Annotated in this window: 16 protein-coding genes and 1 pseudogene; 6 read left to right on the forward strand and 11 right to left on the reverse strand. The window is 74.5% G+C overall.

What is annotated here, in order from left to right:
* The first annotated feature begins 20 nt into the window (after window positions 1–20).
* The 3 genes from OOK31_RS11965 to OOK31_RS11975 all read left to right on the forward strand — a co-directional run bounded on the left by OOK31_RS11965 (window position 21) and on the right by OOK31_RS11975 (window position 6,195).
* The gene (locus tag OOK31_RS11965) at window positions 21–3,206 is read left to right on the forward strand and encodes a protein kinase (protein ID WP_267012420.1); all 3,186 of its coding nucleotides are present in this window, start codon (window positions 21–23) and stop codon (window positions 3,204–3,206) included.
* 168 nt (window positions 3,207–3,374) lie between these two features.
* Window positions 3,375–5,402 (forward strand): YgcG family protein, encoded by a 2,028-nt coding sequence (locus tag OOK31_RS11970; RefSeq protein WP_267012858.1) that lies wholly within the window; start codon window positions 3,375–3,377, stop codon window positions 5,400–5,402.
* Between the two features lie 73 nt (window positions 5,403–5,475).
* The gene (locus tag OOK31_RS11975) at window positions 5,476–6,195 is read left to right on the forward strand and encodes a PspA/IM30 family protein (protein ID WP_267012421.1); all 720 of its coding nucleotides are present in this window, start codon (window positions 5,476–5,478) and stop codon (window positions 6,193–6,195) included.
* Between the two features lie 21 nt (window positions 6,196–6,216).
* Here OOK31_RS11975 and OOK31_RS11980 read toward each other — a convergent pair whose 3' ends face one another.
* The 10 genes and pseudogenes from OOK31_RS11980 to OOK31_RS12025 all read right to left on the reverse strand — a co-directional run bounded on the left by OOK31_RS11980 (window position 6,217) and on the right by OOK31_RS12025 (window position 16,841).
* Entirely contained in the window at window positions 6,217–7,014 is a 798-nt protein-coding gene (locus OOK31_RS11980) for an alpha/beta fold hydrolase (RefSeq protein WP_267012422.1), read from the reverse strand.
* Between the two features lie 127 nt (window positions 7,015–7,141).
* Window positions 7,142–9,706, reverse strand: a complete 2,565-nt coding sequence (locus OOK31_RS11985; RefSeq protein ID WP_267012859.1) for a SpoIIE family protein phosphatase — start codon at window positions 9,704–9,706, stop codon at window positions 7,142–7,144.
* A 238-nt stretch (window positions 9,707–9,944) separates the two neighbouring features.
* The gene (locus OOK31_RS11990; protein ID WP_267012423.1) at window positions 9,945–10,373 is read right to left on the reverse strand and encodes an ATP-binding protein; all 429 of its coding nucleotides are present in this window, start codon (window positions 10,371–10,373) and stop codon (window positions 9,945–9,947) included.
* A 248-nt stretch (window positions 10,374–10,621) separates the two neighbouring features.
* A complete protein-coding gene (locus tag OOK31_RS11995; RefSeq protein ID WP_267012424.1) occupies window positions 10,622–11,044 on the reverse strand; it encodes a (deoxy)nucleoside triphosphate pyrophosphohydrolase in 423 nt (140 codons plus the stop codon).
* 28 nt (window positions 11,045–11,072) lie between these two features.
* Window positions 11,073–11,267, reverse strand: coding sequence for an SPOR domain-containing protein (locus OOK31_RS12000; RefSeq protein WP_267012425.1), 195 nt, complete (start codon window positions 11,265–11,267; stop codon window positions 11,073–11,075).
* Between the two features lie 160 nt (window positions 11,268–11,427).
* Window positions 11,428–11,673, reverse strand: coding sequence for a hypothetical protein (locus tag OOK31_RS39375; RefSeq protein ID WP_323188208.1), 246 nt, complete (start codon window positions 11,671–11,673; stop codon window positions 11,428–11,430).
* Between the two features lie 122 nt (window positions 11,674–11,795).
* A pseudogene (locus OOK31_RS12010) lies at window positions 11,796–12,788 on the reverse strand (RNA-guided endonuclease InsQ/TnpB family protein); the annotation flags it as partial.
* A gap of 265 nt (window positions 12,789–13,053) precedes the next feature.
* Window positions 13,054–13,806 (reverse strand): GntR family transcriptional regulator, encoded by a 753-nt coding sequence (locus OOK31_RS12015; RefSeq protein ID WP_267012426.1) that lies wholly within the window; start codon window positions 13,804–13,806, stop codon window positions 13,054–13,056.
* Between the two features lie 137 nt (window positions 13,807–13,943).
* Window positions 13,944–15,098 (reverse strand): DUF4190 domain-containing protein, encoded by a 1,155-nt coding sequence (locus OOK31_RS12020; protein ID WP_267012427.1) that lies wholly within the window; start codon window positions 15,096–15,098, stop codon window positions 13,944–13,946.
* 159 nt (window positions 15,099–15,257) lie between these two features.
* Window positions 15,258–16,841, reverse strand: coding sequence for a S8 family peptidase (locus OOK31_RS12025; protein ID WP_267012428.1), 1,584 nt, complete (start codon window positions 16,839–16,841; stop codon window positions 15,258–15,260).
* A gap of 195 nt (window positions 16,842–17,036) precedes the next feature.
* On the opposite strand from OOK31_RS12025, the gene OOK31_RS12030 reads away from it, so the two are divergent.
* The 3 genes from OOK31_RS12030 to OOK31_RS12040 all read left to right on the forward strand — a co-directional run bounded on the left by OOK31_RS12030 (window position 17,037) and on the right by OOK31_RS12040 (window position 20,186).
* Entirely contained in the window at window positions 17,037–18,146 is a 1,110-nt protein-coding gene (locus OOK31_RS12030) for a pyridoxal-phosphate dependent enzyme (protein ID WP_267012429.1), read from the forward strand.
* A gap of 235 nt (window positions 18,147–18,381) precedes the next feature.
* Entirely contained in the window at window positions 18,382–19,200 is an 819-nt protein-coding gene (locus tag OOK31_RS12035) for an isocitrate lyase/phosphoenolpyruvate mutase family protein (RefSeq protein ID WP_267012430.1), read from the forward strand.
* A gap of 44 nt (window positions 19,201–19,244) precedes the next feature.
* Window positions 19,245–20,186 (forward strand): EamA family transporter, encoded by a 942-nt coding sequence (locus OOK31_RS12040; RefSeq protein ID WP_267012431.1) that lies wholly within the window; start codon window positions 19,245–19,247, stop codon window positions 20,184–20,186.
* A gap of 18 nt (window positions 20,187–20,204) precedes the next feature.
* On the opposite strand, the gene OOK31_RS12045 is transcribed toward OOK31_RS12040, so the two are convergent.
* Complete coding sequence (locus OOK31_RS12045; protein ID WP_267012432.1) at window positions 20,205–20,984, reverse strand: serine protease; 780 nt, start codon at window positions 20,982–20,984, stop codon at window positions 20,205–20,207.
* Window positions 20,985–20,988 lie beyond the last annotated feature (4 nt).

A 20,988-nucleotide genomic window follows, 5' to 3' on the forward strand; every position in this document is an offset into this window, starting at 1 on the left:
CCCCTTTCGACACGTCCGCCGTGGACAATGCCCCCTGGAACTCGTCGGGTGACGTGGTGTCAGGGGGCTTCGCGGTGCGGGTGGGGGATCTACTGGCGGACCGGTACCGGCTGGACCGGCGCCTCGGCGCCGGCGGCATGGGCGAGGTCTGGGGCGGCCACGACCTGGCCCTGGACCGGGCGGTGGCGGTGAAGGTGCTGCTGGAGGCGGCGACCGATGAGGAGCTGATCGCCCGTTTCCGGCGGGAGGCCACCATCGGGGCGCGGCTCCAGCATCCGGGCATCACCGTCGTGCACGACGTGGGGCAGCACGACGGGCGGCTGTTCATCGTGATGGAGCTGCTGTCGGGCGAGGACCTGGGGGCGGTCCTGGCCCGGGAGCGGGCGGGTCTGGCGCCGGCCGTCGCGGTGGAGCTGGCCGCGCAGACGGCGGAGGCCCTGGCGGCCGCGCACGAACGGGCCGTGGTGCACCGGGACCTGAAGCCGGCGAACCTCTTCCTGCTGCCCGGCGGCCGGCTCAAGATCTGCGATTTCGGGATCGCGCACTCGGCCGACGCGACGGCGGGCTGGACGCTCACGGGGCGGCCGTTCGGCACGCCGCCGTACATGGCGCCGGAGCAGTGGCGCGGCGAGCGCGTGGACGCCCGGTGCGACCTGTACGCGCTGGGGTGCGTGCTGTACGCCCTGCTGAGCGGGCAGCCGCCCTTCGGTTCGGCCGAGCCGATGTACGTGCTCATGACCAGGCACATCGAGGACGCCCCGCTCTCGCTGCGGGTGGCGGGGACGCCGGTGGACCCGGAGCTGGACCGGCTGGTGCTGGCGCTGCTGGCGAAGGACCCGGACGGGCGGCCGGAGTCGGCGGCGGCCGTCGCGAAGGCGCTGCGGGCGCTGGCCGGCGGGCCGCCCGCGCCCCGCGAGGTGGTGGAGCCGCAGGCCGGGCCGGTACGGGAGCCCGCCGGGACGACGACGGCGGCGGCGACGCCGACCGGGGGCGGGATCCCCGCCGAGGTACGGGAGTTCGTACGGGAACTGCTCCACGAGGCGGAGGAGGACCTGCGGGAGGTGCCGCCCGACCGGCCCGCCCGGGTGGAGGTGCTGGCCGTCGCGGCGGACGCGGCCGCCCGCTTCGACACGGGGCTGGCGCGACGGCTGCTGGCCGACGCGGAGTTCGCCGCCTGGAGCGGAGGTGAGGGCGACGGGGCGCGGGTGGCCCGGCTGCTGACGACACTGGCCAGGGACACCGCCCCGCACTCCCCGGCGCGGGCCGTACGGCTGCTGACCGACGCGCGGCAGGCGCTGTTCACGGTGTTCGGCACCAACCGGCAGGGGCCGCTGCGGGCGGTGGCGGAGGAACTGGCCCGGGTCGCGCCCGAGCAGGCCGCCCAGCTGACGGGCTACCACCTCGCCGAGGGTCCGGCGGCGAACCGGCTCCGGGCCCTGATCGCCACGGCCGTGTCCGCGGCCCGCCCCGAGGAGGCCGAGCGGCAGCTCGCCGGGATCCCGGACCCGGCGGCGCGGGCGGCCGCCACCTACGACCTGGTGCTGGCGCTCGCCCCGCGGGACCTGGAGACCGCCCTGCGGCTGAGCGAGCGGATCGGCTCCGCCGGGGCCCGGCTGCTGGTGCTGTGCCAGGTGGCCCGGGACCGGGCCGCGGCCGGTGACCCCGCGGGCGGGGCCCTGGCCCTGGAGCAGGCCGAGGCGGAACTCCCCGAGGTGCTTCAGGAGCGGGCCGCCTGGCTGCGCGAGGAGGCGGCCGGGCAGGATCCGCGCGGGCGGCTGGGGCAGCTCGAAGGGGAGCGGCTGCGGACCCGGGCCGCCGCGCTGCTGGGGCGCCGCCCGGAGGGCGCGGGTGACGAGAAGGCCGACCACGCGCTGGCCTCCCTGGCCGCCGCCCGGGACCGGGTGGAGCAGGGCGCCCGGGCCGCGCTGGACCCCGTACGCGCCGCCGCGCGGGCGGAGCGGGCCCGTGAGCTGCCGGACGCCGCGGCGCGGGCGCAGGAGCTGGCCCGGATCGCGCGGGACTGCGTGGCGACGGCGGGTACGCCCTGGCTGGCCGAGGTGGCGGCCGGGCCGGGCACCCCGCCGCCGCACGGGGCGACGGTGGTCACGGACCGGGCGGCGCGGCCCCGGCTGCCCGACCGGGACGGGAACCGGTGGCGGACGGCGGCCTACCCTGACTCCCTGCGCTCCGCCGGGGACGCCGTGGTGTGGCGGTCGGGGGCCGAGGTGGGCTGCGTACGGGCGGACACCGGGGTGACCCGCTGGACGGCCTTCGCCGACGAGGGGGTGTCCGCGGCCCCGCTCACCGGGCGGGCCGTGGTGGACTGCGCGGCCGACGCCGGGTCGGTGTACGTGACGGTGGCGCCCGCGGAGGCGGACGGTGCGCGGCTGCTGGCGCGGGAGCCGCGCGACGGGCGGGTGCGCTGGTGGCGGGACCTGCCCGGGCGGCCCCGGCTGCATCCGGCCGGGGAGCTGCTGCTGGCGGCCGTGCCGGGCCGGCTCGCGGCGCTGCGCGCGGACAGCGGGGAGGAGCTGTGGGGGCATCCGGTGGCGCAGGACCCGTCGTGGTCCCTGACGGTGGCGGCGGACCGGCTGGTCGTGGGGGACGGGGAGGGGCGCCGGGGTCTGCGGCTGCGCAGCGGGGAGCAGCTGTGGTCCTGGGCGCGTACCGGCTCCGGCTTCGCGGTGCAGGGTGATCCGCGGATCCCGGCGCCGGGCGGGCCGGCCCTCGACGGCGCGCTGGTGCACTTCCTGGACTCCGGGACGCTGCGGGCGGTGCGCGGGCGCAGCGGCGAGGAGGTCTGGGGGTTCGAGCCGGGTGTTCCCGCGTCCCGGCTGCTGGTCGAGGGCGGCGCCGTGTACGTGGCCGCGCACCGCCGTGAGCAGGGCGCCGACGTGGTGTCCGCGCTGGACGCGCGCAGCGGGGCAGTGCTGTGGCAGCGGCCGGTGACGCGGCGCGAGGGGACGGTCTGCGCCCTGGAGCTGCTGGGCATCCGCGGCGGTGTGCTGTACGTGCGGGCTTCCCGGGGTGGCCGGCGGGGGCTGCTGGGGAAGTCGGCGCAGCCCTTCGTGGCGGCGCTGGACCTGGCGACGGGCAAGCCGCGGCGGCAGTGGGAGGAGCCGTCGTTGGGTGCGGGGGACGTGCTGCTGGCGGGGGATCTGCTGGTCCTGCCGCGCCCCGGGCTGAGGGCGGTCGCGCTGCCCTGAGGGTGGGGCCGCCTCCGGGTGCGGGCCCTTGGGGCCGCCCATACCCTCCCAAATGTGACTCCACCGAGAAGCAGGACGCGCAGCGGAGCGCGGCGGCGCGCCGCCACCGGCACGGGCCGCACGGCGCTGGCCCTCGCCGCGGCGCTGCTCGCGCTCGGCGGCTGGGGGGTGGCCGGGGCGCCGCCGGCCCGGGCCGAGGATCCCGTCGCCCTGGACCGGCAGGGGCAGATCACCGACCGGGTGGGGGCGCTGGGTGACCGGCGTCCCGCCGTGACGGCCGCGCTGGACAAGCTGTACGCGGACCGCAAGGTGCAGCTGTTCGTGACGTACGTCCGTGATTTCTCCGACCGTTCGGCGCAGAGCTGGGCGGACGCGACCGCGCAGAAGAACGGCCTGGGGCAGGACGACCTGCTGCTGGCGGTGGCCACGGGAGCCCGCCAGTACGCCTATTCGGCCGATGTGGACTCCGGTTTCACCGAGGCGCAGCTCGCGGAGGTGGCGCGGACCGCCATCGAGCCGGCGCTGAAGCAGAACGACTGGGCGGGCGCCGCGATCGGTGCCGCCAACGGCTACGACGCGGTGCTGGGCGGGCTGCCCGTGCCGGTGCCCGCCATCACCCCCGGCGAGAGCGACCCGGGCGGTGACGCGGCGAGCGGGGCGAACGGGGCCGGTGACTTCGTCCTCCCGGTGGTCGCCGTCGGCGCGGCCGGGGCGCTCGGCGCGTACGCGTACTCCCGCCGCAAGCGGGGCCGGGGCGCGGGGCGCGGTACGGCGACGTCGCACCCGGGCTGGGAGGGTCCGGGGGCCCCGCCGGCGCCGCTGCCGGAGCTGGACGCGCGGGCGAAGGCGCTGCTGGTGGAGACCGACGACGCGGTCCGTACGAGCACCGAGGAACTCGGTTTCGCCTCGGCGCAGTTCGGCGACGAGGCGGTCGGGGCCTTCACGGCGGCGGTGGAGTACGCCAGGGGCGAGCTGACGCAGGCCTTCCGGCTGCGCCAGCAGCTGGACGACGCCTACCCGGAGGACGACGCCACGCGGCGCCGGATGCTGGACGAGATCGTGGCGCGGTGCACGGAGGCGAGCCGCCGGCTCGACGGGGAGTCGGCGGCCTTCGACCGGCTGCGGGACCTGGAGAAGAACGCCCCGCAGGCCCTGGCCACGGTGGAGGAGCACTTCCGGGCGCTGACCGGGCGGACGGCGACGGCGGAGGCGACCTTGACGGCGCTGGCGGCCCGGTACGCGGATTCGGCGTCGGCGCCGGTCGCCTCCAACCCGGGGCAGGCCGGGGACCGGCTGCTGTTCGCGACCACCAGCCTCGGCGAGGCCCGGACCGCGCTGACCGCCGGGGAGCGGGGCCGGGCGGCGGTGCACGTCCGGGCCGCCGAGGGTGCGGTGGACCAGGCGGCGACCCTGGTGGACGCGGTGGAGCGGCGGGCGCAGGAGCTGGCGGAGGCGGCGGGGAAGCTGCCGGGCGCCCTGACCGAGACGGACAGCGACCTCGCCGACGCGCGCGGCCTGCTCACGGGCACCGCCGAGGGCACCTCGACGGCGGACCTGCGCGGGCGGATCGGCCGGGCGGAGGCGGTGCTGGCCGACGTACGGCGGGAGCTGGAGGCCGGCCGGTACGACCCGATCGACGCCCTGCGCCGGACGGAGGAGGCGGACGCGGCGCTGGACGAGGCCCTGGCGGGGGCGCGGGAGCGGGAGTCGGGCCGGCAGCGGGCGGCGGCGCTGCTGGACCAGGCCCTGCTGTCGGCGCGGAGCGCGATCGGCGCGGCGGCGGACTACGTGACCACCAGCCGGGGGGCGGTCGGCAGTCAGGCCCGGACCCGGCTGGCGGAGGCGCAGCGGCACCTGGAGCGGTCGGTGTCGCTGGCGTCGGCGGACCCGGCTGGCGCGCTGGCGGAGGCCCAGCAGGCGGACTCGCTGGCCCGGCAGGCGCAGCAGCTGGCGGAGCAGGACGTGCGGGGGTACCAGGACCCGTACGCGGGCCGGCAGTCGGGCGGCGGCCGCGGCGGCGCGGTGCTGGGCGGGATCATCCTCGGCGAGATCCTGCGCGGCGGGGGCGGCTTCGGCGGGGGCCGCGGTGGCGGGGGCTTCGGCGGGGGCGGTTTCGGCGGGGGCGGCGGACGCGGCCCCGGTTCCTTCGGCGGGGGCGGCACCCGCGGCCGGATGGGCGGTGGCGGCCGCTTCTGACACCCGCACGGCACCGCGCAGACCCGACGACGACCCCTCACCCCCTCATCGGGATCACCAGGAGAGACCGACCATGAGCAAGCAGACCATCCTCGGCCGTGTCACCCAGCTCGCGAAGGCGAACATCAACGCGCTGCTGGACCAGGCGGAGGATCCGCAGAAGATGCTCGACCAGCTGATCCGCGACTACACGAACAACATCTCGGAGGCGGAGCAGGCGGTGGCGACGACCATCGGGAACCTGCGGATGCTGGAGGCGGACCACAAGGAGGACGTGGACGCGGCCTCCGAGTGGGGCGCCAAGGCCCTCGCGGCGAGCCGGAAGGGCGACGAGCTGCGGGCGGGCGGGTCCGCGGCGGACGCCGACAAGTTCGACAACCTCGCGAAGGTGGCGCTGGGCCGGCAGATGCAGTCGGAGAAGGAGGCGCGGACGGCCGAGCCGACGATCGCCGCCCAGACGGAGGTGGTGGACAAGCTCAAGTCGGGCCTGGGCTCGATGAAGACCAAGCTGACGGAGCTCCAGGCGAAGCGGGACGAGCTGGTGGCGCGGGCGAAGACGGCGCAGGCGCAGAACACGATGATGGACGCGGTGAAGAACATCGACGTCCTGGACCCGACGAGCGACCTGAACCGCTTCGAGGAGAAGGTCCGCCGGGAGGAGGCCATGGCGATGGGCAAGCAGGAGCTGGCGGCCTCCTCCCTGGACGCGCAGTTCGAGTCGCTGGAGGACCTGGGGAAGACCTCGGAGATCGAGGCCCGCCTCGCCGCGCTCAAGGCCGGCCGGGCGGCGTAGGCGGTTCGGCGGCGCCGGCCGTCACAGCCCGGCGAGGAAGGTGCGGACGGCGGACTCGACGCCGGCCGGGTCCTGGAGCTGTACGAAGTGGTCCGCCTCCAGGGTCACGGAGCTGGTCCCGGGCCGCCGCGCGGCCATCGCGGCGGCCTGCTCGCCGGGCAGGACCTGGCTGCTCCGCCCGTGGACGAGCAGGGCCGGGCAGTGGCTGCCGAGCCACTGCTCCCAGTGGTCGCCGTGGACGTGGCTCTCGGAGTCCAGGGTGTCCTGGGGGTGCGAGGCCAGCCGCCAGCCCTCACCGCCGGGCAGCGGGCGCATCCCGGGGGCGAGCACGGGGCCGACGGGGCCGCAGGCGGCGACGAGTTCCTCGCGGGTGGCGGCGGTGTAGGGCAGGCGGGCGAGGAAGGCGAGCGGGCTGACCTCCTGGTGCGGGAGGTCGACGGGGCCGTCGAGGTTGACGAGGGCGGAGACCAGCCCGGGGTGTTCGGCGGCCAGGTGGTAGGCGTTGATCCCGCCGAGGGAGTGCCCGACGAGCGGGACGGGCCCCAGCTCCAGGTGTTCCAGCAGCGCGACGAGGTCGGCGAGGTAGCCGGCCCGGGTGTAGTCGTCGGCCCGGTCGGAGTCCCCGTGGCCGCGCTGGTCGGGGGCGACGACCCGCCACTCGTCGCCCAGCGCCTCGGCCAGGTGCGCGAAGGAGGCGCCCTCCGACAGGTGCCCGTGCAGGGCGAGGAGCGGCCGGCCCGGTCCGCCGAAGTCCAGGTAGGACAGGCGGCGTCCGTCGATGGTCAGGGCGGAGCGGACGGGCTGCTGCGTGCGGTTCATGGCGGTCTCCCCTGTGTCCTGCGGTGGCGTCGGTCTCGACACGCAGAACTATACGCGCGTCTATGACAGTTGTTCAAGACGCTTGTATAGCTCTGCGGTCGGCCGCGCGCCGGGGCAGGTCCGGGGCCTACCCGTACATGCTCAGCAGCTGCTCCGCGGACAGTTCGGTGACGGCCTGACCGCCGTCGCCGCCCGGCATGGGCAGCGGGAGTTCGAACCAGACGGTCTTGCCGCGGTGGGTGCGGCGGGTCCCCCAGCCCGCCGAGAGGAGGCCGACGAGCTGCAGGCCGCGGCCGCCCTCGTCGGTGTCGCGGGCCCGGCGGCGGCGGGGCTGGGCCAGGTTGGCGTCCCAGACCTCGCACACCAGGGTCCGGTCCAGCAGCAGGCGGAGCCTGATCTCTCCCTCCCCGTACCGCAGGGCGTTCGTGACCAGCTCGCTGACCAGCAGTTCCGTGGTGTCGAGCAGCCCCTCCAGACCCCAGGCGGGCAGCTTCCCCCGCGCCAGTTCCCGGGCCCGGCCGACCGAGCGGGCCTCGCGCGGCAGCTGCCAGTCGCCGACGGCGTCCACCGGCAGCCCCTGCACGCGCGCCATCAGCAGGGCGATGTCGTCCTCGCCGTGCCGGGTGTGGAGGCTGTCCAGGACGTGGTCGCAGACCTCCTCCAGCGGGCGGGCCGGATCCGCGACGGCCTGGCGCAGCCCGCGCAGCCCCTCCTCCAGGGGGTGGTCGCGGGACTCGACGAGCCCGTCGGTGTACAGGGCGAGCAGGGCCCCCTCCGGCAGTTCCACCTCGACCTCCTCGAAGGGTTCGCCGCCCACCCCGAGCGGCATCCCGGTCGGGATCTCCAGCAGCAGGCCGGGACGCGGCTCGGCGCCCTCCTCCGCCGGTTCGACCAGGACGGGCGGCATGTGGCCGGCGTTGGCGATGGTGCAGCGCCGGGTGACCGGGTCGTAGACGGCGTACACGCAGGTGGCGAGGTACACCTCGGAGCGGTCGGCGTCCCGGGAGTGCAGGGCCGCCCGGGAGGCCTGCTGGGAGCCGCCGGGGGCGCCGAGGCCGCGGGCGACCTCGTCGAGGGCGGTGAGCACCTCGGCCGGTTCCAGGTCCAGCAGCGCCAGGGTCCGTACGGCGGTCCGCAGTTCACCCATGGCGACGGCGGCCCGCAGGCCCCGGCCCATCACGTCGCCCACGACGAGGGCGGTGCGGTGGCCGGGCAGCTCGATGACGTCGAACCAGTCGCCGCCGACCTCGGTGGCGGCGTTGCCCGGCAGGTAGCGGCAGGCGATGTCGAGGCCGGCCGCCTCCGGGTCGCCGGGCGGCAGCAGGCTGCGCTGGAGGATCAGCGCCCGTTCGTGCTCGCGCCGGTACAGGCGGGCGTTGTCGATGCAGACGGCGGCCCGCGCGGCCAGTTCCACGGCCACGGCCCGGTCCCGCTCGCCGAAGGGCTCGCTGCCCTTCGTACGGGAGAACTGGGCGAGGCCCACCACGGTGTCGTGGGCGACCAGCGGCACGATCAGCGTGGACTGGACGAGGTCGTCGGCCCCGCCCCCCTCGATCAGCCGGGGCCGCGCGGTGCGCAGGGCCAGCGCCCCGGGCGAGGCGGCCGGGTAGCGGTGCGCCTCCCCTACGGAGACCAGCGCGCCCGGACCCGACAGCGGGGCGTCGGACACGGCGGAGGCGAAGGCCACCCGCCGCAGCGGCGCGGACGGCGCCCGCCCGGCGCCCTGGCCGGGCAGCGAGGGCACCCCGGGGCCCTGCGGCCGGGCGGGCCGGTCGTCGTCGCCGAGCAGCAGCCCCTGGTAGAGGTCGACGGCGGCCAGGTCGCAGAAGCCGGGGACGGTGACGTCGAGGAGCTCGCGGGCGGTGGTCTCCAGGTCGAGGGAGTTGCCGATGCGGTGCCCGGCCTCGTTGAGCAGGGCGAGGTTGCGCCGGACCCCGGCGGCCTCGCGGGCGGCGAGGTGGCGGCGGGTGACGTCGGTGCCGAGGCCCGCGACGCCGATGGGGCGGCCGGTGCCGCCGTGCACCCGGTAGAGGTTGATGGACCAGTGGCGCTTGTCGCGGCTGCCGGGTGCCGCGCCGGTGATCCTCAGGTCGGTGACGGAATCGCCGGTCGCCAGCACCCGCCGCAGGGCTTCGGCCATCCGGTCGGCCTCCTCCGGCGGCAGGTAGTCGTGCACGGTGCGGCCCCGGTGCTCCTCCGCCGCGCCGCCGAAGACGGTCGCGAAGCGGCGGTTGGCGCGCTGCACGGTGAGGTCCGTACCGAAGAGCAGGAACCCGAAAGGAGATTGGCCGAATATGGCCTGCGAAGCGGCAAGATCGGATTCGATGCGCCGCAGGGCGCGCACGTCGACCACGACGCACAGCGCGGCCCGCTCGGCGGTCTCGGTCTGGGTCGGCATCACATAGATCTCGGCCACGCCGTGCGCGCCGTTCCCCCCGGGGATCCGGAAGGGGACCAGGCCGGTCCATTCCTTGCCGTCGAGGATCTCGGCGACCTTGCGGTGCCCGCCGGCGCGCAGCTCCGGCGGCATGAAGGCGTCGACCGGATCGCGCCCGACCGCCTGGGCCGCGGTGAGCCCGAACAGCTCCTCGGCGCGCAGGCTCCACTGGTCGACGAGCCCGTCAGGACCGATCGAGAACGAAGCAACCTTTATGTAGTCATATATCGAGCCAGGCGGGCTGCTGTGCCACAAGGAGTCGTGCCAAGTCTCCCCGGGCACTCGGGCCTGATGTGCCTGCGCAGGTATCTCGCTCACGCGACCGTCCCCTCCAGCTCACCGCAACCGGACCGGCCATGACCGAAGTATTCAGCACCACGGCCCGGTACGGCACGGCGTTCACGATCACAAAAGGGTCCCGTTGTTTTCCGGCCACGTCCAGCGGTCTCCCCCCGGACGCGCTCAGGGGGACCCCCCGCCACCCTTCTCCTTGTTACTCACCAGGAAGAGCCAACTCGAACCACACCGTCTTGCCCGATTTCCCGTGGCGGGTTCCCCAGCGCTGCGCCGAGACCGCGACGAGGTGCAGTCCGCGACCGCCCTCGTCGTCCGGGTTCGCGACCCGCTCGCGGGGTGGATCCGGAAGCGGATCGGAGACCTCCACGAGTAGCGCCGGCCCGCCGGCGAGGTCGGGGGCGGCCGGATTGCGCCGGACCAGACGGACCCCGATGGGGCCCGAGGCGTAGCGCAGGGAGTTGGTGACCAGCTCACTGACCAGCAGGACGGTCACGTCACCGACGGAGTCGAGGCCCCAGGAGCGCAGGGTGCCGCGCACGGCGTGGCGGGCGGTGCGGACGGCGCCCGGCTCGGCGGGGAAGGCCCACTCGGCGCACTCACCGTCTGTGTCGATCACGCCGATCACTTCCCGGGCCGCCAGCGACCCCAGTCCGGTTCGTCGGTGACGAAAGGGGGACGAGATAGGGACTAATAGCGACATACCCGATATTTGAGGCGTCGTACCACCCGATCCCCGACGCACCGGCGCACTGTGGCGCAGACGGCCTACAGCGGGAGCGTCACGCGCCCCGGTGCGCCCCGACGTGCGGCACGGGGCGCGGCCCGGCGCTCGGCGGGCGCTCGGTCGGCGCGCAGCCCGCAGTCCGCTCCGCCCTACGACCCGGCGCGCGGCGCGGCGGCCGGTCCGGCGCTCAGCCGGCGGCCGGCTTCGGCGACCGCGGGGCGGTCCTGGTCGAGCCAGTCCACCGAGTCCAGTTCGTGCGGCGCCAGCCAGCGGAGCTCGTCGTGGTCCTCCAGCGGTGCGGGCTCCCCGGACAGCAGGCGGGCGGTCCACACGTGCAGGACCAGGCCCGGCCGCACCGGCCACTCCCCCGGGATCCGCTCCAGCGCCTCGGTCTCGACGCCGAGCTCCTCGCGCAGTTCGCGCACGAGCGCCTCGGGCACCGACTCGCCGGGTTCGGCCTTCCCGCCGGGGAGTTCCCAGCGGCCCGCCACCTCGGGGGGCGCACTGCGCCGGGCGGCCAGCAGGCGACCGTCATGACAAAGGGCTCCGCCCACGACCACGCGTTCAGTCATGGACGGAGCCTATGTCAGGGCCTGGCCGTCAGTTCGTGGTGGCGGTCTGGCTGCCCTGTCCGATCCGCTCGACCCAGTAGAGCTGCTTGTGTCCGCGGTCGTCGAGGCTGTCGACGACCTTCTGGGCCTCGGCCCGGGTGGGGTACCGGCCCACCCGGTAGCGGTTGCCGTTGTCGTCCTGACGTATCACCAGCCATGGGAGCAGGGCACCGCTGTCGTTCATCAGGCTTCACCCTCCGCCGACGTACCTGCCCGGGAAACCGCATTGCGCATATGCCCGACCTTACGCCCGACCTTTACGGAGCGGATACGGTTTTTCACGAAGAGGTACACCGGGGGTGTAGGCATCCGGCCAGGCGTACGAGCGGGCCGTGCACGCCGGTTCAGACCCGGCGTACGGAGGGCATCGGCAGGGCCACCGGCCCTGCCTGCACCGGGCAGTCGGCGGCCCCGACGACTGCCCCGCCGGGCCCGGCGGCGAGCACGGCCAGCCAGACGGGCTGGGTCCAGGCCTGGACCTTGGCTAGCGCATCCATGTCACGGAAGAAGATCGGGACGACGATGAGCCTGGTGAGGAGATGGACGATCTCCAGCGGCAGCCCGGCCGCCTGGCGCCTGGCCTGGGCCATGCTCGAGCCTTCGAGGCCGAAGAAGATGAAGGTGAACGAGGCTTGAAGTGCTCTCCCGGCTGAGGCCGGGAGATTCCTGCTTACCATGCGGCAGCGGGCTTGACGCGCTTCGCGCGCCTGACGACTGTCCGGCCCCACGCCTCCCCGCTGATCGAGCGGTTCAGCCCAGACTTCTGGGCAACGTTCCTCCCCGGCTCTTCCATGGTTCCCCTGGCCGACTTAACCATGTTCGTGATGGTGAGAGCTTCGACCACAGCCGTGCCGTAAGTGCGGGCGATGTCGGTGGTCATCTGGTGCTGCCAGTCCACGGCCCGGCGCTTGGCTTTCGCGCGCAGTCCTGCGATCTGGTCGTAGGTGTGGTGCAGTCGGCGGCTGGTTGGCTCGCCGGGCTTGCGGTGGCGCTTACGCCGCGCGGCGCGCTGCTCCAAGTGCAGGAGCCTGGTCTTCTCCTTGTCGGTCAGCCACTCGCCATGCTCGTACGTTTCGCCATCCGAGAGAGCGATGGGCACGGTGACGCCCACGTCGATGCCGACCTCCGGCCCCTGGTGGGGCTCGGGCTGAGCCTCCGAGGTCTGGACGCGGAAGGTGATGTGCCAGCCGAGAGCGTCCTTGACCAGCCGGGCCCCGGTGATCCGGTTCTCCGTGTCGGCACGCTTGCCCACCGGAAGGTCCTTGGTCCACCGGAACCGGACCCTACCCACCTTGGGAATGTTGGCCATACCCCAGCGACGATGGACGCGGGTGATGTTCAGGTCCCGTGCCTGCGGGACGTCCACGGACATCACCGTGCGCAGCCGACCCTTGAAGTTCGGGGCGTCGGCACGGCCGTCCCAGCAGTTCTTCCACGCCTGGAAGTAGGTCTTCAACACCGCTTGCGCGGCCTGCGCGGGAAGGACGGCAAGAAAGTCCATGTCCACGCGGGCCTGGCGCATCGCGGCATCTGCGTTGGCCAGGGTCCGCTTCTCCTTCGGCATCATCCGCCACCAGACGTGGAGGAGATTCCACATGGTGCGGGCCGCGTGCGCCTGACCGTCGGCCTTCAACACCTCGGCAGGCGAGAGCGAAAGCCGGGCGCGATGCCCGGACTGTCGCTTCACCAGGGTGCCTTGACTCACGTCTGAGACCTGACGCCGGATTGCATGACGAACCGTCACCCAGCCGCATCGCCGGGGGGTTACGCCGACGCGTGGCGGGTCACCGCAGGGTTACGACTGCGGGACCGCGCGCCCGCCGTCCAGTGCGGCGCGGGGAGGCGGGGCCGGGTGGGCCGCTGCGCGGGGTGATCCCCTACCCGCCCTTCCACCGTTCCCTGGGGCTCCACCCCGGACCCCGCGCCTCAAACGCCGGCGGGGCTGAGAAATCCAGCCCCGCCGGGCGGGGTCAGCGGACCGGGAGGTGGTAGGTGAGGCGGTAGCGGTCGGCCGGGACCACGACGTCCGCCGTTTCCACCGCGCGGCCCGAGGCGAAGTAGGTGCGGCTCACGACGAGGACCACGTGGCCCGGGACCCCGCCCAGGGACATGATCTCCTCGGCCAGGCCCGGGCGGGCGCCGACCTCCTCGACCACGTTGTCCACGACCACGTCGATCGCGGCCATCCGGTCCACCACCCCGGAGCCGCCCAGCGGGCCTTCCTCCGGCAGCATCACCGGGGTGCGGCCGGTGACGGCCAGCGGTTCCCAGGAGGTGGAGAGCATCATCGCCTCCCCCGCGTCGCGGAAGACGTACCGGGTGCGCATGACCCGGTCGCCCGCTTCGATGCCGAGCCGGGTCGCGATCTGGGCCGGGGCGCCCGTCTGCTCGCTGTTCGACTCCCACGTGCCGCGCGCGCCGGACTCCGCCTGCTCCTGCCGGAACGGCGTGGACGTGCCGCCCGTGCGGTAGCCGGAGCGGGAGACCCGGCGCGGTACGGGCTGTTCGCGGACGTACGTGCCGGAGCCCGAGCGGCCCTCGACCAGCCCCTCCGCCATGAGGACCTTGCGGGCCTCCAGCGCCACGGTGTCGGAGACCCCGTACTCCTCGCGGATCCGGGCCTGTGAAGGGAGCCGGGCGTGCGGGGGCAGGGACCCATCGACGATCTTCTGTCGCAGATCACCGGCGACGCGCAGATAGGCCGGCTGCTCACCGAAAGTCACGGGCCACTCCCATCAGGTTGACAGACAGCTACACCCTGGCAACCGAGTGTTGAGCTGCGCAAGCACGGGCCAGAGTTTCACTCGAAGTGATGAAGCCTGGTCACTCAAACCCCTTACCGCGCGTTACCGTCAGGACCTCAGATCGATTCCGACGAGGGACCCCGCCCCGGGCCGCCGCCCGGGCCCGGCAGGGGGCCCTCCAGCCACTCCGGAACCGTCGTCGACAGCCCGTACGCCCCGCGCAGGGCCTTCTCCGTGCGCACCGAGGTCGCCGCCAGCGCCGCGTCCCACGCCCGCTGGAAATCGTCCGGCCGCGCCGCGCGGGAGGCCTTCTGCCACTCCTTGCGCGCCGCCTCGATCTCCTTGAGCTGCGCCCCCGCCGCCGCGCCCACGTCGGGCCGCCCCTTGGCCCCCTGGAGCATCCGCGCCTCCGCGCCCAGCGCGGTGTCGACCTCGCGCGCCCACGTCCGGTACTCCGTCAGGGCCTCGTCGACCTCCTCGTACGGCATGCGCCCCAGGGCCTGGTCCGCCGCGTTCAGCACGCCCAGCAGCGCCACCTGGTCGCCGGTCAGCCGCGACACGTCCTTGCGCAGGCTGCCCGTGTGCTCCTCGTCCGCCGTCCCGATCAGGCACAGGAGCCGCCGGTCGCCTTCGCGCCGCCAGCTCTCCCGCGTGGGGGCGAAGTAGTACATGCCCGCGTACCGGGGCAGCGCCCACGTGTCCATCGCGTAGGCGTCCTGCGCCTTCCAGCAGGCGTCCTCGGCGGTCCGCCGCAGCGGGGCCGCGCCGGGGAAGGCGCCTTGGCCGAGCAGGCTGCTGGCGGTCACCTCGGCGTCGTGGACCTGGTCGCAGCCGATGCGGAAGAGGAGCGGACGCTCGGCCAGGAGGTCCCCCGCGGGGACGTTGAAGCAGTCGCCGGCCCGCAGTTCCGAGACGTCGGTCAGCTCGCCCTCGGCGGTCTCCGGCCCCGCCGAAGGGCCGAACCCGTCGAGGACCTCGTCCCCGTACCGGCCCACGCCGAACACCAGCAGGCCCGTCATCACCACCGAGACCGCCAGGCCCACGAGCGCCAGCACCTTGCCGCGCTCCCGCTTGCGCGCGATCTGCACCAGCGCCACCCCGCCGAAGACGATCCCCAGCGGCGGGAGGCAGAGCAGTCCGACGAGCAGGGAGGCGAGGGCGAAGCCGTTGAGCGCCGGCGGGTGGGGCCGCACCGGCACCGGCGCCCCCCAGGGCGGGGGCCACTGGTGGCCGGGGCCGGCGGGGGGCTGTTGCGGGGCCGGGGTGCTCACAGGGTGAGGTACTCCATCACAGGGGGCGAACGAATGCGCGAAATAGTACGCAGCGGGGGCGACCGACTACTCGGTCGCCCCCGTGTTCACCGCGCGATCCAGCCCGTCGTCGCGCCCCTCACCGCCCGGTCCCCCGGGCGGGGTTCAGGATGCCGAGCCTCAGAACTGCAGCGCCCAGCTGTCGATCTTGCCGACGTCGGCGCCCGCGAGGTCGGCGACGCGCAGCTTCCAGACGCCGTTGGCGACCTCGGAGGAGGCGTTCACGGTGAAGGTCTGGACGATGTTGTCCGCGCTGCCGCCGGAGCGGTTGCGCAGGTTGTACAGGGTGCCGTCGGGGGCGACCAGGTCGACCTTCAGGTCACCGACGTAGGTGTGCTTGATGTCGACCGGCACGCTGAGGGTGGCCGGGGCGTTGCCGGAGATCCCGCTGACCGTGATCGGCGACTCGACGGTGGAGTTGTCGTTGATCGCGTAGTCGGCGGTGTTCTCGAAGCGGGTGCCCGGGTTCGGCGGGGTGGTGCCGGTGCCCACGTTCAGCAGGCGGTTGGGGGAGCCCGTGCCGGGGCCGGTCACCACGTTCGGGGTGGACGCCGCGACCAGGGCGTCACGGACCTGCACCGGGGTGCTCGCCGGGTTCTGCGAGAGGTACAGGGCCGCCGCGCCCACGACGTGCGGGGTGGCCATCGAGGTGCCCGAGATGGTGTTCGTCGCGGTGTCGCCGGTGCCCCACGAGGAGGTGATGGAGGAGCCCGGGGCGAAGATGTCCAGGATGCTGCCGTAGTTGGAGTAGCTGGCCTTCGCGTCGGTGTTGGTGGTGGCGCCCACCGTGATGGCCTCGGCCACGCGGGCCGGGGACTTGGTGGAGGCGTCGGTGGACTCGTTGCCCGCCGCGACGCCGTAGGTGATGCCCGAGGCGATGGAGTTGCGCACGGCGGTGTCGAGCGCGGAGTCGGCCCCGCCGCCGAGCGACATGTTGGCCACGGCCGGCTTGACGGCGTTGCGGGTCACCCAGTCGATGCCCGCGACGACCTGGGCCGTGGTGCCCGAGCCGTTGTTGTCGAGGACACGGACGCCGACGATCTTCGCCTTCTTGGCCACGCCGTACGCGGTGCCGCCGACGGTGCCGGCGACGTGGGTGCCGTGGCCGTGGCCGTCCTGGGCGGTGTTGTCGTTGTCGATGGCGTCGTAGCCGTAGGTGGCGCGGCCGCCGAGGTCCTGGTGGGTGATGCGCACGCCGGTGTCGATGATGTAGGCGGTGACGCCCTCACCGGCCTTGTCCGGGTAGGTGTAGCTCTGGTTCAGCGGGAGCGCCCGCTGGTCGATGCGGTCCAGGCCCCAGGACGGCGGGCTGGGCTGGGTGGCGTCGACGGTGAACACCCGGTTCTGGACGACGGACTTGACGGCCGGGTCGGCGGCGAGCTTCCTGGCCTGCGCCTCGGAGACCTCGACGGAGTAGCCGTTGAGGGCGGCGCTGTAGGTCCGGTCGATCTTCGCGCCGTACCGCTTGGCGACCGCCTTGCCGCTCTCGGCGGTGGAGCGGGCGGCGGAGTCGTCCAGGGTCACGATGTAGCTGCCGGGGACGGACCCGGCGGCGCCTGCGTTCTCGATGACGCCCAGGGGCCCCTGGGCGCCCGGGCCGGCCGCCGAGGCGGGTAACGCGGCGGCCGCGCCGAGTGCGAGGGCGACCACGGCGGTGGCGCTGACGCCGGCGATCCTGCGGCGGGTGTGACGCATCACGGACATGTGAGGGGTCCTCCTCATAGGTGGTGCGTTGCGGGGGGTCGACGACCGAAAAGACATGACCATGACAATCAATCGTGCTCAACGGGCCGTCGCCTCCGAAAGGTTGACCCACCCGTGCGGCATCCCACAAGAGGACAACGGACGCGTAACATCCGTGCCATACGTCGGCCATGAAAGAGCAAAGGTGCTCCGCACATGACGCACGCACTTCCTGGATACCTCTGCCCCGAGGACGGTACGCGCGCGGACGCGCGGACCGCCCCGTGGTGCTGCCCGGCCTGCGGTGGCCCCTGGGACCTCGACTTCGTACCGGATCCGGCCGCCCCGCTCGAACCGGCGGCCGGACCCCACTCGCTGTGGCGGTACGCCGCCGCACTGCCCCTGCCGGGGGCTTTCGCCGTGTCGCTCGCGGAGGGGTACACACCGCTGGTGCCGCTCGCGGAGCGGATTCACGCCAAACTCGACTACCTGATGCCGACCCTGTCCTTCAAGGACCGGGGCGCGGTGATGCTCGCCGAGGTCGCGCGGCGGCTCGCCCCGCGGCAGGTGGTCGCGGACAGCAGCGGCAACGCGGGGACCTCCGTGGCGGCGTACTGCGCGCGGGCCGGGCTCGATTGTGAAGTTTTCGTGCCCCAGGGCACCTCGGAGAAGAAGACCGAGCAGATCCGCGCCCACGGGGCCGCCGTACGGATCGTGCCGGGCGGGCGCGAGGCCACGGCGCGGGCCGCGCGGGAGGCCGCCGACGCGCCCGGCGTCTTCTACGCCAGCCACGTCTTCAACCCGTACTTCCTGCACGGGACGAAGACGTACGTGTACGAGATCTGGGAGGCGCTCGGGGGCCGGCTGCCGGAGGTACTGGTGGTACCGGTCGGCAACGGCACGCTGCTGCTCGGGGCCGCGCTGGCCGTGGAGGAGCTGGCGCGGCGCGGGGTGAAGGCGCCGGCGCTGATCGCCGTACAGGCGGAGGCGGTGGCGCCGCTCGCGGACGCGTTCGCCGCGGGGGCGGAGGACGCGGAGCCGGTGGAGCAGCGGCCGACGCTCGCGGAGGGCATCGCGATTCCGGCTCCGCCGCGGGGGCGGCAGATCCTGGCGGCCGTGCGGAAGTCCGGGGGGACGTTCCTGACCGTCTCCGACGGGCGGCTGCGGGAGGCCCAGCTGGACCTGGCGCGGCGGGGGCTGTTCGTCGAGCCGACCGCTGCCGCGTGCTGGGCGGCCGTGGGGCCGGACGCCTCCGGCGATCCGTTGCGGGGCCGCACCGCCGTCCTCCCCCTGTGCGGGGCGGGCGCCAAGTCCGGCCTGGCGTAGCCGGCCCCGCTGCGCGGGGCCGGTCCCCTACCCGCCCTTCCTCCGTTCCCGCCTCAGAGCCGGCGCGGCTCAAGACACGGCGCTACCGCGCCTGCGCCTCAAACGCCGGCGAGGCTGGATTTTCCGGCCTCGCCGGCGTTTGAGGCGCGGGGTCTGGGGCGGAGCCCCAGGCGCATCGGGGTACGGGGCGGGAAACCGCGCGACCAGGGGCGGGACGGTCTGGTCAACTGGGGGTATGAGTACACACCTTGACCTCGCGGCCCGCGCCACCGCGTTCACCGCGCTGCACACCCCCACCACCCCCCTCGCCCTCGCCAACGCCTGGGACGTCGCCAGTGCCCGGGTCGTCGAGGCCGCCGGGGCGGCCGCCGTGGCCACGACCAGTGCCGGGGTCGCGTGGTCGCTCGGGGCGCCCGACGGGGACGCGCTCGCCCGGGACCGGGCGCTGGATCTGATCGCCCGGGTGGCGGGCGCCGTGTCCGTGCCCGTCACCGCCGACATCGAGGGCGGCTTCGGCGCGGACGCCGACGCCGTCGGGGAGACCGTCACCGGGGTGCTGGCCGCCGGCGCGGTCGGGATCAACATCGAGGACGCCACCCGCGCCCCGGCGGAGTTCGCGGAGCGGCTCGCCGCGGCGCGGGCCGCGGCCGACGCCGCCGGGGTGTCGCTGTACGTCAACGCCCGCATCGACACGTTCCTGTTCGGCCTCGGCGCGCCCGAGACCCGCCTCGACGAGACCCTGTCCCGCGCCGCCGCCTACCTCAAGGCGGGGGCCACCGGCATCTTCGTGCCCGGTGTCGTGGACCCGGCGACCGTCGCCGAGCTCGCCCGGGGCATCGACGCCCCGCTGAACGTCCTCGCCGGTCCGGCCGCGCCCTCCGTCGCCGAGTTCGGCGCCCTCGGTGTGTCCCGGGTCAGCCTGGGGTCGTGGGTGGCCGAGGCGGCGTACGCCCTCGTCCGGCGGGCCACCGAGGAGCTGCTGTCGGGCGGTACCTACGGGGCGCTCGCGGACTCCCTCCCGTACGGGGAGCTGAACGGCCTGCTCAAGGGCTGAGATATCCGGGAGCCGTCCCGGTCCGACGATCGTACGATCCGGACATGAGCAGATCAGCGCCCGCCCCCGCCGCCGAGGCCGGGGCCGCCGCCCCGCGCCGCGCTTCCGCCGGCGCCGTGTGGACGGCCCTCGGCCTCGTGTACGTCGTCTGGGGGTCGACCTACCTCGGGATCCGGATCGTCGTGCAGACCATGCCGCCGTTCCTGTCCGCCGGGGCCCGTTTCATCACGGCCGGTCTGCTGCTGGCGGCGGTCGTCGCCTGGCGGTACGGGCCGGCCGCGCTCAAGGTCACCCGGGCGCAGCTCGGCTCGGCGGTGCTGGTCGGGCTGCTGCTGATCCTGGGCGGGAACGGCCTGGTCGTGCTCGCCGAGACCTCGGTGCCCTCGGGGCTGGCGGCGCTGCTGGTGGCCTCGGTGCCGATGTGGGTGGTGCTGCTGCGGGCGGGCAGCGGGGACCGGCCGCCGCCGGCCACCCTGGCCGGGGTGGGGGTCGGCCTGGCCGGGCTGGCGGTGCTGACCAGTCCGGGACTGAGCGGGGAGGTCCGGCTGTCGGGGGTGCTGCTGGTGGTGGTCGCGGCCCTGCTGTGGTCGCTGGGCTCCTTCTCGGCCTCGAAGCTGCCCCTGCCGGGCAATCCCTTCACGGGCAGCGCCTACCAGATGCTGGCGGGCGGGGTCGGCGGGATCCTGGTCGCCCTGGTGCGCGGTGAGGAGCGCGGCCTGGACCTGGCCGCGTTCTCCACCGCCTCGTGGGTGGCCCTGGGCTACCTGGTGCTGATCGGGTCGGTGGTGGGGTTCACCGCGTACGCGTGGCTGCTGCAGTCGGCGCCGCTGTCGCTGGTGTCCACGTACGCCTACGTCAATCCGGTGGTGGCCGTCGCGCTGGGCTCGCTGATCCTCGACGAGGCCCTGACCTGGCCGATCCTGCTCGGTGGGGCGATCGTGGTGGCGGCGGTGGGCGTGATCGTCAGCACGGAGCGCAGGAAGTAGGGAGCCGAGCGGGCCCCGTCAGCCGCGGGCCGCCCGGTCGTAGAGGGCCTTGGCCTTCTCGTCGTAGAGCGCGGCGGTGGAGTCGACGTCGGTGTCCCCGCCGCTGAGCACCCCGATCAGCCGGCCCGGCCGGCCGGTGGCGCCCCGGTCGGCGATCCAGGGGCTGCCGCTGGTGCCCGTCCAGAAGCCCGCGCAGCTGATGTACAGCATGTCGGGGTCGGACTCGTCGTGGCGGGTCTGGGTGGTGCAGGAGACGGGCTTGTTCTGCGGGTTGTGCTCGGACTCGGGGTAGCCGACGACGGTGACGTCGCGTTCGTAGCCGGAGGTCCAGTCGGGTTTCGGGGCCTCGCCGCGCCCGACGCGCTGCTGGACGCTGCGGCCGTCCTCGTCGGGGTCGATGGTGAGGAAGGCGTAGTCGGCGGTCTCGTCGCCGTACTTGGTCCAGCGGTCGTCGACGTGGATGGAGCGGACCTTCCAGACGCCCAGGGGCTGGGTGCCGGAGCCCTCGCCGGAGAAGGCCGGGGCGAAGGACAGCTCGCCGATGGCGAGGCCGTCGTGGGCGACCTCGCCGGGCCGGCCGTCCTCGCCGGCCGGGGCGACGCAGTGCGCGGCGGTCGCGACGACGTTGCCCTTGGGGCTGTCGACCACGCTCGCCGTGCACCAGTGCTCCCCGTTGGCCATGAGCACGCCCACGGTGGGGAAGGGGTGCACCGCGCTCTCGCCGGACGCCTCGAGGAAGACGACGGCGCACACCGCCGCGATCCCCGCGGCGGCGGCCGCGGAGGCCCCCTTCACCACCGGG

It is taken from the genome of Streptomyces sp. NBC_00249, from assembly GCF_026342355.1.
Lineage (GTDB): Bacteria > Actinomycetota > Actinomycetes > Streptomycetales > Streptomycetaceae > Streptomyces.

Bases quoted from the DNA above. Each gene is read 5' to 3' on its own strand.
- OOK31_RS12035 (WP_267012430.1), top strand. From the start codon at position 18,382: ATGAGTACACACCTTGACCTCGCGGCCCGCGCCACCGCGTTCACCGCG.
- OOK31_RS12030 (WP_267012429.1), top strand. From the start codon at position 17,037: ATGACGCACGCACTTCCTGGATACCTCTGCCCCGAGGACGGTACGCGC.
- OOK31_RS12000 (WP_267012425.1), bottom strand. From the start codon at position 11,267: ATGAACGACAGCGGTGCCCTGCTCCCATGGCTGGTGATACGTCAGGAC.
- OOK31_RS12025 (WP_267012428.1), bottom strand. From the start codon at position 16,841: ATGTCCGTGATGCGTCACACCCGCCGCAGGATCGCCGGCGTCAGCGCC.
- OOK31_RS11975 (WP_267012421.1), top strand. From the start codon at position 5,476: ATGAGCAAGCAGACCATCCTCGGCCGTGTCACCCAGCTCGCGAAGGCG.
- OOK31_RS12040 (WP_267012431.1), top strand. From the start codon at position 19,245: ATGAGCAGATCAGCGCCCGCCCCCGCCGCCGAGGCCGGGGCCGCCGCC.
- OOK31_RS39375 (WP_323188208.1), bottom strand. From the start codon at position 11,673: ATGGCCCAGGCCAGGCGCCAGGCGGCCGGGCTGCCGCTGGAGATCGTC.
- OOK31_RS11995 (WP_267012424.1), bottom strand. From the start codon at position 11,044: ATGACTGAACGCGTGGTCGTGGGCGGAGCCCTTTGTCATGACGGTCGC.
- OOK31_RS11980 (WP_267012422.1), bottom strand. From the start codon at position 7,014: ATGAACCGCACGCAGCAGCCCGTCCGCTCCGCCCTGACCATCGACGGA.